Consider the following 16,901-nt stretch of genomic DNA (forward strand, 5'->3'; position numbering starts at 1 on the left):
CGCCACACTGGCCCAGTTTTGGTTGCCTGACAGCAGGTTTACCGGCCGTTGTGGCGCCAGCTGGGCGAATAACCGGGCCAGTGTGGTTGCGGCCACCGCAGCGATCCCCGGGCAAGGACCTCGCGGACCTGCGCCAAGACAGATTCGGGCGAGTGAACCACGTCGTCGTAGAAGAATCGCAGCACCGGGAGGCCCTGCAGTATTGCAGAGTTGTCCCTGCGACGGTCCTTCTTGAACTGCCTGGCCTCACGATGGAAGGCGAGCCCGTCAATCTCCACTATGAGGAACCCCTCCAACAGGAAGTCCACACGACCGATGCCATCGAGCCACACTTGGGTCTCGGTCAGGATGCCGGCATCCCGGAACAGCACTCGGGCCAGGGTTTCGAGCAGGGAGCCCGCGCCCCGGTCAATCCTGGACACCACATTCCGCGCCTTGCCGCACCGTGGGCCGTCCAGGTGGCGGAGCAGATACGACAGATCGATGTCGCCGCGGTTGTAGGCACACTCCACCATCACCAGGGACTCAAGTTCCGGGAGGCATAGCAGGGCATGCAGCAGGACATCTGGAAGTGCTGCAAGCGTCCGGTGCCGGGGCTGCTGCGTCAGGTCAGTACGGTGGCTGACACACCGTACTGACCTTCGGCCGTTGCTCTGCCAGTAGTGCGGCCTGGCAGGGGACCGGAGCTGCCACAGGCCGTATGCCGGGGCAGCCGAAACGCATGTGATCAGGCCGCGTGCCCGTCCAGCCGCCACGAGTTCCGCGTCTGCTTCCGCCACGGCCAGGAGGCCCCGCTCCAGCCGAAGCACCTGGCCACTGCGGACCGCCCGGCGAAGCTCGGCATCTGTGGCACCTTCGGCCAGCACATCCCGCCGCAGCGACACTCCCCCAGCTGATCTGAGGATTTCCGTTGGGTCCATCAACCCAGACTGTCTCCAGTCCCAAGGTCGAAGGGAGGCAGAAAGTGGCTATGTGGACAACCCTGTTCCCAGGCTGGCCCAGTTTTGGAGGCAGGAGGTGCAGGACTGGCCCGGTTTCGAGCCGCATCGGGCCTAAAAGCGGGCCAGTTGGACAATCGACGGCCGCGGGTCAGTCCATCCCGCGGAGGTCCAGGACCAGCTCGGTGTCGCCGTCACCCTGCAGCACCACGGGGATGCCCCAGTCCTGCTGGTAGAGGTGGCAGGCGGCGTGGTCGGGGATCTCGCCGTCCTCGGTCTCCGGGCCGTCACAGGCAGCAGCCCGGGCAGTGATGTGCAGGACGCCCTCGGCTACATCGGGCGAAAGCTCCAGCGTCCGCTGCAGCCCAACGGAGGTTCCGCCGCCTGCCACCAGGAGTTCCGGCGGGGTGGAGGAGATCTTCAGCTGCGTGGGATCGCCCCAGCGGTCATCGAGCTTCTGGCCGGTGGGGGCCGTGAAGCGGACAGTCAGCTCAAGGGGGCCGGGGGCGACCGGGCTCTTGGGCCGGTGGGTCTGGACCGCGCCTTCGTCCACCTGCTGGGCTTCCTTGGGGATGGGAACGAACACCACCTGGTGCTTGTTGGCCTCCACCACCACCAGCAGCGGCTCGGAACCGGCCGAGTGCGTGTGGTCCACGATCACGTCGGACGGCTCCAGGAGGCCTCGCGCGAGGGTTGACACCGTGCCGGAGGCGGGATCGTAGCGGCGGACGGCACCGTTGTAGGTGTCCGCGATCGCCACGGATCCGTCCGGCAGGACCGTAACCCCCAGCGGGTGCTGCAGCCGGGCTTCCGCGGCCGGGCCGTCGCGGAAGCCGAAGTCGAACAGTCCCTTGCCGATGGCGGACTCCACGGCGACGCGGCCGTCGTCGTCAATCACCAGCTTGCGGAGGGCGGACGTCTCGGAGTCGGCCACCCAGATATTCCCGTCCGCGTCCTCTGCCAGACCGGAGGGCTGGGCGAACCAGGCCTCGTGCGGGGCACCGTCCAGCAGGCCCTCCAGTCCGTTGCCGGCCACGATGGCCACAGAGCCGGTGAGGGGATCGAAGCTGAAGATCTGGTGCGTCCCGGCCATGGCGATCACCACGGCGTTGAGCTTGCGCGACCAGACAACGTCCCACGGCGAGCTCAGGGCAACATCAAGCGGGTGCCCGCCGAGCTGGCCTGTGAAGCCCGCAGCGTCCTCGTCCACGCGCGCGGGCCCCGCCTCCAGCAGCCGCTGGACACCGCTGCCCGCCAGGGTTGAAGCCTTGCCGTCCGCGAGGGACAGCCCGCGGAGCCGGTGGTTGACGGAGTCAGCAATAACGACGTCGTAACCTGCCTTGGCTGCCACGTCTTCCGGAAGCAGGACCAGGCCTTGGGGTTCGTTGAATTGGGCCACGGCAGCGTCCCCGGCAGCCGGACCGTCGGAGTGGCCACGGGTGCCGGAGCCGAAGGTGCCCAGGACGGTGTGGAAGTCGGTGCCCAGCTCCACCAGCCGGTGGTGGCCGGTATCGGTGACCAGCCACGAGCCCTTGCTTGCTGCGGAACCGGCGGCCGCGGCACCCGCCGCAGTACCGCCGTCGGACATTCCCTCTGAAGCCGAACCGCGGCCCGGCGGAAGGAAAAGCGCCTTGCCGGGGAAGCGCAGGGTGCCGGACGTCGGCTCCGGCGCCACGTACGGGCCGGAACCGCGGTGCAGGGTCCCCTTGGCCTCGTGTTGGGCGATGAGCTCGGGAATCAGCACGGCCAAGCCGTCCGCGTGGCCTTCGCCGGAGAGGTGCGCCACGATGTAGCCCTCGGGATCGATGACCACCAGGGTGGGCCAGGCGCGGGCGGTGTAGGCCTTCCAGGTCTCCAGCTCCGGATCGTCCAGGACCGGGTGGTGGATCTCGTAGCGTTCCACGGCGGCGGCCAGCGCCACCGGATCGGCCTCGTGCTCGAACTTGGGCGAGTGGACGCCCACAGTCACCAGGACGTCGGAGTACTGCTCCTCGAGCGGGCGCAGCTCGTCCAGGACGTGCAGGCAGTTGATGCAGCAGAAGGTCCAGAAGTCCAGCAACACGATCTTGCCGCGGAGGGCTTCAAGGTCCAGTGACTTGCCGCCGGTGTTCAACCAGTTACGGCCCACCAGTTCGGAGGCTCGGACCCGGAGGTGGGTGCGTACGGTTTCGCTCATCAGCGTCCTTCCAGCTTGTTTCGTTCAGCCAGCTTGGCATCGCGTTCAGCCAACTTGGCAAACATATCGTTGTAAGCGGTGAGATCGGCGTCGTTATTCCTGTCCGCCGCCCGGTCCACCCGTTTGGTCTCACGCTGGTCGGACCGGGACCACATGATGGCGACGCCGATCGCCACCAGCAGCGTGGGCACTTCCCCGATGCCCCAGGCCACGGCGCCCCCCTTCTGCTGGTCGGCCAGCGCGGAATCGCCCCACGCCCGGCCCAGGTTCCCGAAGTAGTCCGCGGCCAGGAGGTTGTCCCCGCCCATGATGGCCACACCGAAGAAGGCGTGGAAGCCCATGGTGGCCAGGAGCAGGAGGAGCCGCATGGGGTACGGTGCCCTGAGCGGCAGCGGGTCGGTGCCGATCATGCTCAGGATGAAGATGTATCCGGTCAGCAGGAAGTGCACAATCATCAGCTCGTGGCCCACGTGCTCGCGCATGGCGAAGCCGAACAGGTCCGAGTAGTAGAACAGCACAATCGAGCCGGCAAAGTTGGCGGCGGCGAAGATCGGGTGGGTGACCAGCTGCGAGAACTTCGAGTGGACGAACACCAGCAGCCACTCACGCGCCCCGCGGGAACCGTCCCTGCGGGGAGTCAATGCTTTGAGGGCCAGCGTCACCGGCGCGCCCAGCACCAGGAAGATCGGCGCCACCATGGTCAGCGCCATGTGGTCCACCATGTGCGCGGAGAACAGGACGCGCCCATAGACCGACGGCGGCCCTGACGTGATGTAGGTGAGCACCAGCAGGCCAATGACCCAGTTCACGGCCCGGAACCACTGCCACTTGTCGCCGCGCCGGTGGATCTTGGCAACGCCGAGGAAGTAGGACACGAGGCCGAACAGCGCCACGGCGATCCAGAGCCAGTCCAGGCGCCACTCGGTGAGCCAGCGCTCGGGAGTCAGTTCCGGGGGAAGCTCGTACCCGGTGAGGATGAAGGCGGGCGTGGCATCGGGCGCGAAGGTGGTGGGCTCCGGCGGGGCGGACCTGCCGAGCGCGACGGCGACACCGGACGTTGCTCCCATCACCAGGAACTCCGCAAGGACCAGCTGCCAGAGGACCCGCCGGGAAGACATGGTGGAGCCCTTTCGGCTCAGCTGCGGGATCACCCACTGCCGGTGCATGAACCCGATCCCGCCCAGGACCAGGGTGGCCATCGCTTTGGCCAGGATGAGCTGGCCGTAAGGGGACCCGAAGAGGTCGGCCCAGTTGGTCACCCGGATGCTGGCGTTGATGATGCCGGACGCGAGCACCAGCACGAAAGCAAAACCGGCCAGCGAGGAGAACCGGCGCAGCGTCGGTTTAGTGATGTCGGTGGCGGTTGCGGCTTTGGGGCCGGTGAGGATGCCGGACAGCAGGGCCAGCATGATGATGCCGCCCACCCAGGTGCTGACCCCCACCAGGTGCAGGCCCAGCGAGTTGATGGCGCCTTCATGGTCCGACGAGCTTGAGGAGTGGCCGATCAGGGCGGTGGGTACCAGGCCCACCAGCGCGAGGACCAGCGTCAGGGCCAGGCCGCCGAGTGACCTCACCCCAAACAGGGCAGTTGTCACGACCGCGGCGATGATGGTGACAGCCAGCCAGGCCCGGCCCGTCTCGATGTCCGTCATGAAGTAGACCAGCGCCTGGGTGAACTGCGCGTCGCCGGAAAGGCCCTGTCCGGCAACATCGGAGTAGGTGAGTACCAGGACCGCGATAGCGGACAACGTCCACGCTGCACCAGCGACGGAGGCTACGGCCAGGGCACGGCTGAAGGCTGGGTGTTCGGGCACCTCGGTGCCCTCTTTGCCCCGGCTGCGGGGCCCCGCGTTCCTGGGCAGGATGCCGACGGCGAAGACCAGGCCGCCAATGACTGTGGCCAGCGATACGTTGTGGATTGCCTTGCTGATGGGGAGGCCCCAGCGCACAAGGGTGCCGGGATCGGAGACGGCCCTGGCGTCCGCCGCTCCGGAAAAGATAAGCGCCGCTGCCAGGCCCAGGAACAGGGCTGCCAGCCCGGCCAGTTGCCAGGCCCGGGAGATCCCCAGTGCACCGCCGTCCCTCGCTGGCGCACCGTTTCCCCGCGCTCCCTTGCCGGGCACGGATGGGGGCTGGGTGGAACGGGGTTTTGCGGCAGAAGACACCATTCCATTGTCCGCTACGCCTGCCCGGGCCGCGAATCGGCTTAACGGCAAAAGGAGCGGCAACCAGCAGGTTGCCGCTCCTTTTCCGCGCCGGCCACGTGCCGGCGGAAGAAGCTTACTTCTTGTTGGAGACTGCAGCCTTCAGCTTGGAGCCCGCGGTCAGCTTGACGCTGTGGCCTGCTGCGATCTGAATGGTCTCACCCGTCTGCGGGTTGCGGCCGGTGCGAGCTGCACGGTCGGTGCGCTCGACGGCGAGCCAGCCCGGGATGGTGATCTTCTCGCCCGCGGCGACAGAAGTCTCGAAAACCTCGAACAGTGCGTCGAGGACGGAGTTGACGGCTGCCTGGCTGGTGCCGGCCTTGCCCGCTACCTCTGCAACAAGTTCACTACGGTTCTTAGCCATTTATGTCCTCCTGGACGGTCATGATTCTGGAGCCTGCACGCGGCATGCGTACAAGCCACTGTTCGAAAACTTACCAGCTTGGGCCCGCGCGTTCCGCAAATTCCGCGTGTTTCCGCGACTTTTTGAGGTTAATCACCGGATTTCCCGGGTTTTTCGCCCCGGATTCAGCCGCCAGCGGACGCTCTCTCACTTGATGTCGGGTTTCCGCGGACGCTCTCTCACTTGATGTCGGGTTTCCGCGGACGCCCTCGCAGTTTGCGCTTGGTGGTCGACGACGGCCGGCGGGGTGGTGAGAGAGGGTCCCCCGGGGGGAACCGCGTTAAGTGAGAGAGCGTCCCCCGACGAGCCGCGTTAAGTGAGAGAGGGTCCCCTTGGGGGAGCGGGGGGTGAGTGGGAGAGCATCCCCCGCGGGGGAGGGCGCGGTGAGTGGAAGAGCGTCCCCCCGGGAGGGCACGTTGAGTGGGAGAGCGTCCCGCGGGGGGAGCGGTGAGTGGGAGAGCATCCCCCTTGGGGGTGTGTGGGTGGTTAAAGCAGCAGGGCCCTGACGTTGCCGTCAGGGCCCTGCTGTAATGTGTGTCCGGCGGTGACCTACTCTCCCACACCCTCCCGGGTGCAGTACCATCGGCGCTGTGGGTCTTAGCTTCCGGGTTCGGAATGGGACCGGGCGTTTCCCCCACGCTATGACCGCCGTAACCCTTGTACCCGTCCACCCGGGTCTGATGCCGGGGGTGGGAAATCTTTGTGGTTACAACATTGTGGTGTTGTTATTCAGTTGTGTTCCTCAGCGCAACAGGCCCGTGGCGGGTTTGTTGGTTGGGAACCACATAGTGGACGCAAGCAGTCTTGTTATCTTTTTACCCTTCCCCTTGGTGCAAACGCTTTTGAACCCGTTTGCGGGGTGGGTGTGTGGTGTAAGTTATCGGCCTATTAGTACCGGTCAGCTTCACGAGTCGTTAGTCCTCGCTTCCACATCCGGCCTATCAACCCAGTGGTCTGGCTGGGGGCCTCTCACACACAAGGTGTATGGAAATCTCATCTTGAAGCGAGCTTCCCGCTTAGATGCTTTCAGCGGTTATCCCATCCGAACGTAGCTAATCAGCGGTGCACTTGGCAGTACAACTGACACACCAGAGGTTCGTCCGTCCCGGTCCTCTCGTACTAAGGACAGCCCTTCTCAAATTTCCTGCGCGCGCAGCGGATAGGGACCGAACTGTCTCACGACGTTCTAAACCCAGCTCGCGTACCGCTTTAATGGGCGAACAGCCCAACCCTTGGGACCTACTCCAGCCCCAGGATGCGACGAGCCGACATCGAGGTGCCAAACCATGCCGTCGATATGGACTCTTGGGCAAGATCAGCCTGTTATCCCCGAGGTACCTTTTATCCGTTGAGCGACGGCCATTCCACAATGTACCGCCGGATCACTAGTCCCGACTTTCGTCCCTGCTCGAGATGTCTCTCTCACAGTCAAGCTCCCTTGTGCACTTACACTCGACACCTGATTGCCAACCAGGCTGAGGGAACCTTTGGGCGCCTCCGTTACTTTTTTAGGAGGCAACCGCCCCAGTTAAACTACCCATCAGGCACTGTCCCTGACCCGGATTACGGGCCGAAGTTAGATGTCCAAAGTGACCAGAGTGGTATTTCAACGATGACTCCACCCGAACTGGCGTCCGGGCTTCAACGTCTCCCACCTATCCTACACAAGCCACTCCGAACACCAATACCAAACTATAGTAAAGGTCTCGGGGTCTTTCCGTCCTGCTGCGCGTAACGAGCATCTTTACTCGTACTGCAATTTCGCCGAGTTTATGGTTGAGACAGCGGGGAAGTCGTTACTCCATTCGTGCAGGTCGGAACTTACCCGACAAGGAATTTCGCTACCTTAGGATGGTTATAGTTACCACCGCCGTTTACTGGGGCTTAAATTCTCAGCTTCGCCTTGCGGCTAACCGGTCCTCTTAACCTTCCAGCACCGGGCAGGAGTCAGTCCGTATACATCGTCTTGCGACTTCGCACGGACCTGTGTTTTTTAGTAAACAGTCGCTTCCCCCCTGGTCTCTGCGGCCCCCGATCCCCTCCACACCGCGTGGGTGTATCAAGGTTGGGGGCCCCCCCCTTCTCCCGAAGTTACGGGGGGGCATTTTGCCGAGTTCCTTAACCATAATTCTCTCGATCGCCTTAGTATTCTCTACCTGATCACCTGTGTCGGTTTGGGGGTACGGGCGGCTAAAACCTCGCGTCGATGCTTTTCTCGGCAGCATAGGATCACCAAATCCCCCCCCAAACGGGGGTCCCATCAGATCTCAGGCATCATGAACAGCGGATTTGCCTACCGTTCGCCCTACATCCTTAGACCGGGACAACCATCGCCCGGCTTGGCTACCTTCCTGCGTCACACCTGTTAATACGCTTGCCTCCCAGGATCAGGTCCTGCGCTCCACCAAAAACCCCTCACACCACAAGGGCGATCGGGCAGGTCTCGGGCAGTTAGTATCCCCTGTTCAGCATGGGCGGTTTTTTCGCCGGTACGGGAATATCAACCCGTTGTCCATCGACTACGCCTGTCGGCCTCGCCTTAGGTCCCGACTTACCCAGGGCAGATTAGCTTGACCCTGGAACCCTTGATCATTCGGCGGACGGGTTTCTCACCCGTCTTTCGCTACTCATGCCTGCATTCTCACTCGTGTAGGCTCCACCGCTGGTTTACACCGCGACTTCACCGCCCACACGACGCTCCCCCTACCCATCCAAACGCCTGAACCACAAGGGCTTAGCTAATATTTGAATGCCACAACTTCGGCGGTGTACTTGAGCCCCGCTACATTGTCGGCGCGGAATCACTTGACCAGTGAGCTATTACGCACTCTTTTTAAGGATGGCTGCTTCTAAGCCAACCTCCTGGTTGTCTTCGCAACTCCACATCCTTTCCCACTTAGCACACGCTTAGGGGCCTTAGTTGGTGGTCTGGGCTGTTTCCCTCTCGACTATGAAGCTTATCCCCCCACAGTCTCACTGCTGCGCTCTCACTTACCGGCATTCGGAGTTTGGCTGACGTCAGTAACCTTGTAGGGCCCATTAGCCATCCAGTAGCTCTACCTCCAGCAAGAAACACGCAACGCTGCACCTAAATGCATTTCGGGGAGAACCAGCTATCACGAAGTTTGATTGGCCTTTCACCCCCTACCCACAGCTCATCCCCTCCATTTTCAACTGAAGTGGGTTCGGTCCTCCACGACGTCTTACCGTCGCTTCAACCTGGCCATGGGTAGATCACTTCGCTTCGGGTCTAGATCACGCCACTGCAACGCCCTATTCAGACTCGCTTTCGCTACGGCTGCCCCACACGGGTTAACCTCGCGACGTAACACTAACTCGCAGGCTCATTCTTCAAAAGGCACGCCGTCACCAGAATCAGACTGGCTCCGACGGATTGTAAGCACACGGTTTCAGGTACTGTTTCACTCCCCTCCCGGGGTACTTTTCACCTTTCCCTCACGGTACTGGTCCGCTATCGGTCATTAGGGAGTATTTAGGCTTATCAGGTGGTCCTGACAGATTCGCACGGGATTTCTCGGGCCCCGTACTACTTGGGATACTCATCCGGGCGGTACACAACATTACGGTTACGGGGCTAACACCCTCTCTGGCCGGCCTTTCAAGACCGTTCACCTATGCCTGCACATCACACCCCCACTGCCCCCGGCAGAGACAGTACGGAAAGTCCCACAACCCCCGACCATGCAACGCCCGCCGGCTATCACACATGGAACGGTTTAGCCTGATCCGCGTTCGCTCGCCACTACTAACGGAATCACTATTGTTTTTCTCTTCCTGCGGGTACTGAGATGTTTCACTTCCCCGCGTTCCCTCCACGCACCCTATGTGTTCAGATGCGGGTCACCAGGCAACTCGCGTCCCTGGCGGGGTTTCCCCCATTCGGACACCCTGGGATCACAGTCCGGTTATCGACTCCCCCCAGGCTTATCGCAGATTCCTACGTCCTTCTTCGGCTCCTAATGCCAAGGCATCCACCGTGTGCTCTTAAAAAACTTGACCACAAAAGATCAAAAACGCTAATTTTCGAGAGAACCACAGAAACCAACCACACCCAACAACAACCCCCCCCAAAAGAGGGACCATCACCACGCGCAGCCAGATCCAGGTTCATATTCTTGGAAATTGCTTCTTATAAAAGATGCTCGCGTCCACTATGTAGTTCTCAAACAACAACCCCGTACCACACACCCCCACACACACAACATGCATGATCGGTGCAGCCAGGAAACCAGAAACAAACAAACCCGGCACAACCCCCCACAAAAGAGGCCCATACCGGTCCTGTTGCCTCAGGACCCAACAGTGTGCCAAACACTAAACCACCCAACCCCAGACCCCCGCCGTTCCAGGACACACAAAGCATCCGTACTAGACAAGACCAAGACCAGGCAGCCGCTATCCGTTGATATTCCACCCTTGAGCACCCGCCGCAGAACTTGCGTCTGCGCAACGGGCATATACTCCTGACAAACCCCCCCACCAACGCATACACGCAGTGACAGCCTGTAGGTGCTCCTTAGAAAGGAGGTGATCCAGCCGCACCTTCCGGTACGGCTACCTTGTTACGACTTAGTCCCAATCGCCAGTCCCACCTTCGACAGCTCCCTCCCACAAGGGGTTAGGCCACCGGCTTCGGGTGTTACCAACTTTCGTGACTTGACGGGCGGTGTGTACAAGGCCCGGGAACGTATTCACCGCAGCGTTGCTGATCTGCGATTACTAGCGACTCCGACTTCATGGGGGTCGAGTTGCAGACCCCCAATCCGAACTGAGACCGGCTTTTTTGGGATTAGCTCCACCTCACAGTATCGCAACCCTTTGTACCGGCCATTGTAGCATGCGTGAAGCCCAAGACATAAGGGGGCATGATGATTTGACGTCGTCCCCCACCTTCCTCCGAGTTGACCCCGGCAGTCTCCTATGAGTCCCCACCATCACGTGCTGGCAACATAGAACGAGGGTTGCGCTCGTTGCGGGACTTAACCCAACATCTCACGACACGAGCTGACGACAACCATGCACCACCTGTAAACCGACCGCAAGCGGGGGCACCTGTCTCCAGGTATTACCGGTTCATGTCAAGCCTTGGTAAGGTTCTTCGCGTTGCATCGAATTAATCCGCATGCTCCGCCGCTTGTGCGGGCCCCCCCGTCAATTCCTTTGAGTTTTTAGCCTTGCGGCCGTACTCCCCCAGGCGGGGCACTTAATGCGTTAGCTACGGCGCGGAAAAACGTGGAATGTCCCCCCCACACCTAGTGCCCAACGTTTACGGCATGGACTACCAGGGTATCTAATCCTGTTCGCTCCCCCATGCTTTCGCTCCTCAGCGTCAGTTAATGCCCAGAGACCTGCCTTCGCCATCGGTGTTCCTCCTGATATCTGCGCATTTCACCGCTACACCAGGAATTCCAGTCTCCCCTACATCACTCTAGTCTGCCCGTACCCACCGCAGATCCGGAGTTGAGCCCCGGACTTTCACGGCAGACGCGACAAACCGCCTACGAGCTCTTTACGCCCAATAATTCCGGATAACGCTTGCGCCCTACGTATTACCGCGGCTGCTGGCACGTAGTTAGCCGGCGCTTCTTCTGCAGGTACCGTCACTTACGCTTCTTCCCTACTGAAAGAGGTTTACAACCCGAAGGCCGTCATCCCTCACGCGGCGTCGCTGCATCAGGCTTGCGCCCATTGTGCAATATTCCCCCACTGCTGCCTCCCGTAGGAGTCTGGGCCGTGTCTCAGTCCCAGTGTGGCCGGTCACCCTCTCAGGCCGGCTACCCGTCGTCGCCTTGGTAAGCCATTACCTCACCAACAAGCTGATAGGCCGCGAGTCCATCCAAAACCACAAAAAGCTTTCCACCCCCCCCACCATGCGATGAGGAGTCATATCCGGTATTAGACCCAGTTTCCCAGGCTTATCCCAGAGTTAAGGGCAGGTTACTCACGTGTTACTCACCCGTTCGCCACTAATCCCCCCAGCAAGCTGGGATCATCGTTCGACTTGCATGTGTTAAGCACGCCGCCAGCGTTCATCCTGAGCCAGGATCAAACTCTCCGTTGAAGTAAAACAGACACAACCCCCAGCCCCGGGAAAACGGGACAAAAAGGCTGCACAAAATTTGAAACCAGCTGTAAAAACCAGACCACCCACAGGGGCGGGCAATCCAGTCAATTCAACCAATCACTAAAACAATTGGTATCAACAAACTTGGCACACTATTGAGTTCTCAAACAACAGACACACCCGGCACCACCACCAGCACTTCACAGCCGTGGATCGCTCCGGAGCAACTTTTCAAACTTACCCGACTTCAAGAAGCTTTGCAAATCGGCGTTTCCGCGATTTCTTAGCTGTGAAACCAGCCCCACCTGCGTTTGGCGCGCCGGGAGGCGAACCATTTTCAGGCTGTTTGGTAAGGGGTTTGGCCGCTATTTTTCCGCTTCAGCGGCGGCGACTCAGAAAACAATACACGGCCCGAAGCCGCTCTGCAAATCCTGCGCGAAGTGGGAGCGTGCCCCTCGAAAACGCCGGAATTCCGGGGTTTTCGAGGGGCATTGACCTTCAGCAGCACCGCCAGTCCACACCGCCCGGCAGTATGGACTGGCTCACATTCTCCGGCTTACTAGGTGCGCACCTTCAGGGTCAAGGAGAACTGGGCTTCGCGGGGCTTGAGCCGGTAGTGGGGCAGCACACCAGGACCACAAGCAGCGGTTCCCACCCCCCTAAGTACGTGGTCCACGTAGAGGTGGCTTCGGCCGTCCGCCTCCAGGTCCGGACGATGTGTTGCCGCATCCAGGACGTCCTGGCTATAGGGCCGGACAGTCAGGGCAAACGGCTCACCGGATATTTCCAGTGTCCGGTCCCCAAGCTGCAATGTGGCGGACCGTACGCCGGACCGGGCGCCGGACTCCTGGGGCCGCACGTAATCCACGTCCATCTCCGACAGTGGAAGCGAGAACCAGCCCGTGCGGGCTCCCTGCCCCGTGTCCGGGTAGCTTTGGTGGGGGCCCTGACCGAACCAGTTCACCAGCCCTGCCGCTTCTCCCAGCACAAGTTCGAGCCCTATGCGCGCCCATTCGACGTCATAGCCGTGGTTCGCCCACTTGCCGTCAGGCCGGACAGTGGTCCGAAGGCCAACGGCCTCACCATCGCTCGTCCACTCGTAGTCCACAAGCACGCCGTACTGTTTGTCGGCGGTGCTTACACGCGTCCGGACAGTCAGGACCTCGCCGGCCTTCCGCCCGCCGTCGTCCGCTGTTCCCTTCCGCCCGCCGTCGTCCCCGCCCCCGGCCGCAGTAGAACCGCCAGCGGGGTCCGCCGCTGGCTCCGCGGTGATGCCCAGCAACCGCGTGTGGAGCCGGTTGAGGCCGGCGTCCTTCCATTGGGTGGCGAGGGGACGCTCGTCGGCTCCGCCCCATTCCCGTCCAAGGTCGTTGTCTGTGGGAGCCCACCAGAGATTCAGGGCAAGCCTTTCCACCGGGATACCGCCTATGGAGGTGGGCATTCCCGTTACCCGGCTGAAGACAGCGGGCCCCAGCGTCAGCTCGCCGTCCTGGACGTGCACAGTGGCAGCCGGTGCCGGCCCCTCCGGAGCGGCAGGCTCCCGCACCGACTGCCCCCAGGCAACTTCATGGCCCTCGGCCGCCCAGGCGGAGTCAGTGCCGAGGACTGCGCTGACGGTAAGTACGGCAGGCCCATCAGCGCCGACGCCAGCGGCGTGGGCACCGACACTGACGGGGAGCTGAACGACAGTCTCCGCCTGGGGCGCCACGGGCGGAACGTTGACGGTCCCGGCGTCCAAGGTCCCGCCGTCGGCCTCCACCGCGTAGCGGAAGCTGAACGCCGTGGTGTCCGCGAAGTCCTGCCCATTGCGCAGGGTGAACCGGGACCAGTCGCCGGCCACCGTGATGCGCAGCGGCTCAATGACCTTCTTGAAGTCCAGCAGCCCGGGCCGGGGTTTGCGGTCTGCATCAACCAGGCCGTCGGTGACGAAATTGCCGTCGTGGATTTCCTCACCGAAGTCCCCGCCGAAGGCGTAATGCTCACCACCGTCCGGAGAGGCGACGGTAATGCCGTGCTCCAGCCATTCCCACACGAAGCCGCCCATCAGGCGCGGATATTTGTCAAAAAGCTCCTGGTATTCGCTCATGCCGCCGGGACCGTTCCCCATGGCGTGGACATACTCGCAGAGCACGAATGGCATCGCCCGCCGCCGGGCATCCAGGGCGGCATCTTCGAGGACCGGCTCAATCCCCTGCCCGATCAGGGCCGTCTCCGCCTGGCTGGCATACATCCGGGAGTAGACGTCGACGTGCGCGGAGGACCAGTCACCCTCGTAGTGGATGGGGCGGGAAGGGTCCCGGTCCCTGGTCCAACGCGACATCGCGGCGAGGTTCCTGCCGGTCCCCGCTTCGTTGCCAAGCGACCACATGATCACCGCTGGGTGGTTCTTGTCCCGCTCAACCGTGCGGCGCATGCGGTCCACCAGGGCCGTCTCCCACTCCGGGTCGTCGCTCGGGTTCCGGTCCCAGCCCGCGCTCTCGAATCCATGCGTTTCGAGGTCGCATTCGAGGACAACGTAGAAGCCGAACTGGTCCGCCAGGGCCAGGAAATCCGGGTGCGGCGGGTAATGGGAGGTCCGGATGGCATTGATATTGTGCTGCTTCATGAGCCGCAGTTCGGCCTCCACCACGTCCCGGGGGACCACGCGGCCAAGGCGCGGGTGGTGTTCGTGGCGGTTGACGCCGCGCAGCAGGATCCGCCGCCCGTTGACCTTGAACTGGGCGTCTTCGATGACGATGCTGCGGAACCCTAGCTGCAGTTCCACCGACTCGCCGGGCGCGGTGACGGTAGCTCCATAGAGCCGTGGCATCTCCGCAGACCAGGGCTCGACGGCGGGGACGCGCAGTTCAGCGCCTGCGGACAGTTCCACGTCCAGTTCCGGAACGCGGACGACGGCGTCAATCGCCTGTCCTCCCCGGGTCACCTCAACCTTGAGGATGCCTTCGCCGGTTGCGGCGTCGTAGCCGGCGTGGACGAAGACGTCGTCGATGCCATCGGCCGGCCTTGCCTGCAGGGTGACATCCCGGAAGATGCCGGGGAGCCACCACATGTCCTGGTCCTCCACGTAGCTGGCGGCGGAGAACTGCGCCACTCGCACAGCGAGGGTGTTTTTGCCGCGCACCAGGATCCCGGACACATCGAATTCATGGGCAAGCCTGCTGCCGCGTGTGGTTCCGAGCTCTACCCCGTTCAGCCACACGGTTCCCGCGGACTCGATGCCGTCGAACCGCAACAGGGCGTGCGGGAAGAATTCCGGGCCGGCTTCAAAGGCGACTACATGGTCCCCAATGGGGTTGGCTTCCGGAACATGGGGTGGCTCCACGGGAAAGGGAAACTGGACATTGGTGTAGGCGGGGGAGCCGTGCCCGTGCATGGGCCAGCTCGACGGCACGGGCAGGCTCTCGAATCCATCCAAGTCCCCGCCCTGCTGCCAGCCGGCTTGCGGTGCCACCCGGATGCCGGGACTGAGGCGGAACTGCCAGTCCCCGTTCAGCGACAACCGCGGCGCGTCGCTGTGCAGGTAGGCGCGCGGGGGCAAGGTGCCCTTGCCCGGCGCGACGGACTCCAGGTCCCTGGTCTCTCCGGCACCCAGAGCCAGGCTTCGGCCTGCTGAACCGGGGGCGAACTGGGGCAGGCTGTCCGCCAGGGCGGCCGACGATAGAGCTGGCATGGGTTGTCCTTGCTTCAGGGGAGGCTGGGCTGTGGTCCTGCAGAACCTGTGGCTCACTGCGCCAAACGTGAACGTTCACGGGCACCGGTCCAGCGTATCCGTTCGCGAGTACTTTGAGAAGGGTCAGGCTGACTGGCGAAGTACCAACTGGTGCTTGAGGACAAGGGCTGCGTCCGGGCTTCCGGCCTCCACTGTGCCGGACAGCAGATCTGCCACGAGGCCGACGGCGGCCCGGCCTACTGCCCGCAGGTCCAGGGCGAGCGTGGTCAGCTCGGGCGTGACCAGTTCGCCCAGCGGTATGCCGTCCATTCCGATCACTGCGCAGTCCCGCGGCACCGCCCTACGTGCGTCGTGCAGGGCTTTGAGCGCTCCGGCGGCCATCAGGTCGTTGAACACCAGGAGCCCGTCCAGTGTGCCGTGCCCCTCGAGCAGTGAGCGGACTGCTTCCCGTGCCGCCGGGGCTGTATCCGCTGCCTGGCAGGTGATGATTTCGAGGCCGGTTTCGGCGGCCGCTGCGGCAACAGCGAGCCCACGCGTTGTGGCCGGCCCATCCTGGTCCGAGTCCAGGTAGGCGATGTGCCGGCGATGTGACGCATGGAGGTGCCCCAGTGCCAGCCGCGCCGCGTGGACGTAGTCGAAGGAGATCCGGCCGGCGGCCTGTCCGACCGGATAATCGAGCACCACCACGGGACGCCGTCCCATCATGGACTGGGCTTCATGCGAGCTGGCCCCGAAGTAGCCGATCAGGGCGTCAACCTGGGGCGCGAGCCGGGCGACGGCGTCCAGGCCGCTTCCGCTGCCGTGGCCAAAATCATCCATCACCACGTTCCAGCCCCGCTGGGTGGCTTCCTCCACCACGCTGGATGCAAAGGCCGGAAAATACGGGTTCGTGAGGTCCGGAATAGCCAGTCCAAGTGAGGTCCGGGCGCCCTGCACCAAGCCCTTTGCGAAGCGGCTGGGGGAATAGCCGAGCTCAGTAGCCAGCGCCTGGACACGCTCCCGTGTGGCGGCGCTGATTCCAGGCATGTCGTTCATGGCACGGGTAACGGTCTGCCTGGATACTCCTGCGGCGGCCGCAACATCCAGGATGGTGGCACGGCGGGCCTGTGGGCCTCTGGAGTTCGGGGTCATGACGGTAAGTCTAGAGTGGGCCCGCCGTGGCAACGTTAAGTGGGAGAACCTCCCCCGCGGGGGAGGGCGCGGTGAGTGGGAGAGCATCCCGGGTGTGGTGGGTGGTTAAAGCAGTAGGGCCCTGACGTTGCCGTCAGGGCCCTGCTGTAATGTGTGTCCGGCGGTGACCTACTCTCCCACACCCTCCCGGGTGCAGTACCATCGGCGCTGTGGGTCTTAGCTTCCGGGTTCGGAATGGGACCGGGCGTTTCCCCCACGCTATGACCGCCGTAACCCTTGTACCCGTCCACCCGG

At 62.9% G+C, this 16,901-nt stretch carries 6 protein-coding genes and 4 rRNA genes; all 10 read right to left on the reverse strand.

The window, feature by feature from the left end; all coding sequences use genetic code 11:
* Positions 1-38 precede the first annotated feature (38 nt).
* Positions 39-920, reverse strand: a complete 882-nt coding sequence (locus KTR40_RS17950) for a type IV toxin-antitoxin system AbiEi family antitoxin domain-containing protein (protein WP_228404599.1) — start codon at positions 918-920, stop codon at positions 39-41.
* A gap of 169 nt (positions 921-1,089) precedes the next feature.
* The gene (locus KTR40_RS17955) at positions 1,090-3,114 is read right to left on the reverse strand and encodes an NHL domain-containing thioredoxin family protein (RefSeq protein WP_228404600.1); all 2,025 of its coding nucleotides are present in this window, start codon (positions 3,112-3,114) and stop codon (positions 1,090-1,092) included.
* Entirely contained in the window at positions 3,114-5,282 is a 2,169-nt protein-coding gene (locus KTR40_RS17960) for a cytochrome c oxidase assembly protein (protein ID WP_228404601.1), read from the reverse strand. The genes KTR40_RS17955 and KTR40_RS17960 overlap by 1 nt, the downstream gene beginning before the upstream one ends.
* 112 nt (positions 5,283-5,394) lie before the next feature.
* The gene (locus KTR40_RS17965; RefSeq protein WP_009358243.1) at positions 5,395-5,682 is read right to left on the reverse strand and encodes an HU family DNA-binding protein; all 288 of its coding nucleotides are present in this window, start codon (positions 5,680-5,682) and stop codon (positions 5,395-5,397) included.
* Positions 5,683-6,257: 575 nt separating this feature from the next.
* Positions 6,258-6,374 (reverse strand): 5S ribosomal RNA (gene rrf, locus KTR40_RS17970).
* Between the two features lie 214 nt (positions 6,375-6,588).
* A 23S ribosomal RNA gene (locus KTR40_RS17975) occupies positions 6,589-9,741 on the reverse strand.
* A gap of 521 nt (positions 9,742-10,262) precedes the next feature.
* Positions 10,263-11,803, reverse strand: a 16S ribosomal RNA gene (locus tag KTR40_RS17980).
* The 16S, 23S and 5S rRNA genes sit together here, the layout of an rRNA operon.
* A 562-nt stretch (positions 11,804-12,365) precedes the next feature.
* Positions 12,366-15,476, reverse strand: coding sequence for a glycoside hydrolase family 2 TIM barrel-domain containing protein (locus KTR40_RS17985; RefSeq protein ID WP_228404602.1), 3,111 nt, complete (start codon positions 15,474-15,476; stop codon positions 12,366-12,368).
* A gap of 123 nt (positions 15,477-15,599) precedes the next feature.
* Positions 15,600-16,607: a LacI family DNA-binding transcriptional regulator gene (locus KTR40_RS17990; RefSeq protein ID WP_139030869.1), complete on the reverse strand. Its 1,008-nt coding sequence runs from the start codon at positions 16,605-16,607 to the stop codon at positions 15,600-15,602.
* Between the two features lie 155 nt (positions 16,608-16,762).
* Positions 16,763-16,879: ribosomal RNA gene (gene rrf, locus KTR40_RS17995) — 5S ribosomal RNA — on the reverse strand.
* Positions 16,880-16,901: the final 22 nt, after the last annotated feature.

Source organism: Pseudarthrobacter sp. L1SW (assembly GCF_020809045.1).
Taxonomy (GTDB): Bacteria; Actinomycetota; Actinomycetes; order Actinomycetales; family Micrococcaceae; genus Arthrobacter.

What these genes read in the sequence shown, in the direction of transcription:
- KTR40_RS17950 (WP_228404599.1), bottom strand. Translation starts at nt 920, where the DNA reads ATGGACCCAACGGAAATCCTCAGATCAGCTGGGGGAGTGTCGCTGCGG.
- KTR40_RS17955 (WP_228404600.1), bottom strand. Translation starts at nt 3,114, where the DNA reads ATGAGCGAAACCGTACGCACCCACCTCCGGGTCCGAGCCTCCGAACTG.
- KTR40_RS17960 (WP_228404601.1), bottom strand. Translation starts at nt 5,282, where the DNA reads ATGGTGTCTTCTGCCGCAAAACCCCGTTCCACCCAGCCCCCATCCGTG.
- KTR40_RS17965 (WP_009358243.1), bottom strand. Translation starts at nt 5,682, where the DNA reads ATGGCTAAGAACCGTAGTGAACTTGTTGCAGAGGTAGCGGGCAAGGCC.
- KTR40_RS17985 (WP_228404602.1), bottom strand. Translation starts at nt 15,476, where the DNA reads ATGCCAGCTCTATCGTCGGCCGCCCTGGCGGACAGCCTGCCCCAGTTC.
- KTR40_RS17990 (WP_139030869.1), bottom strand. Translation starts at nt 16,607, where the DNA reads ATGACCCCGAACTCCAGAGGCCCACAGGCCCGCCGTGCCACCATCCTG.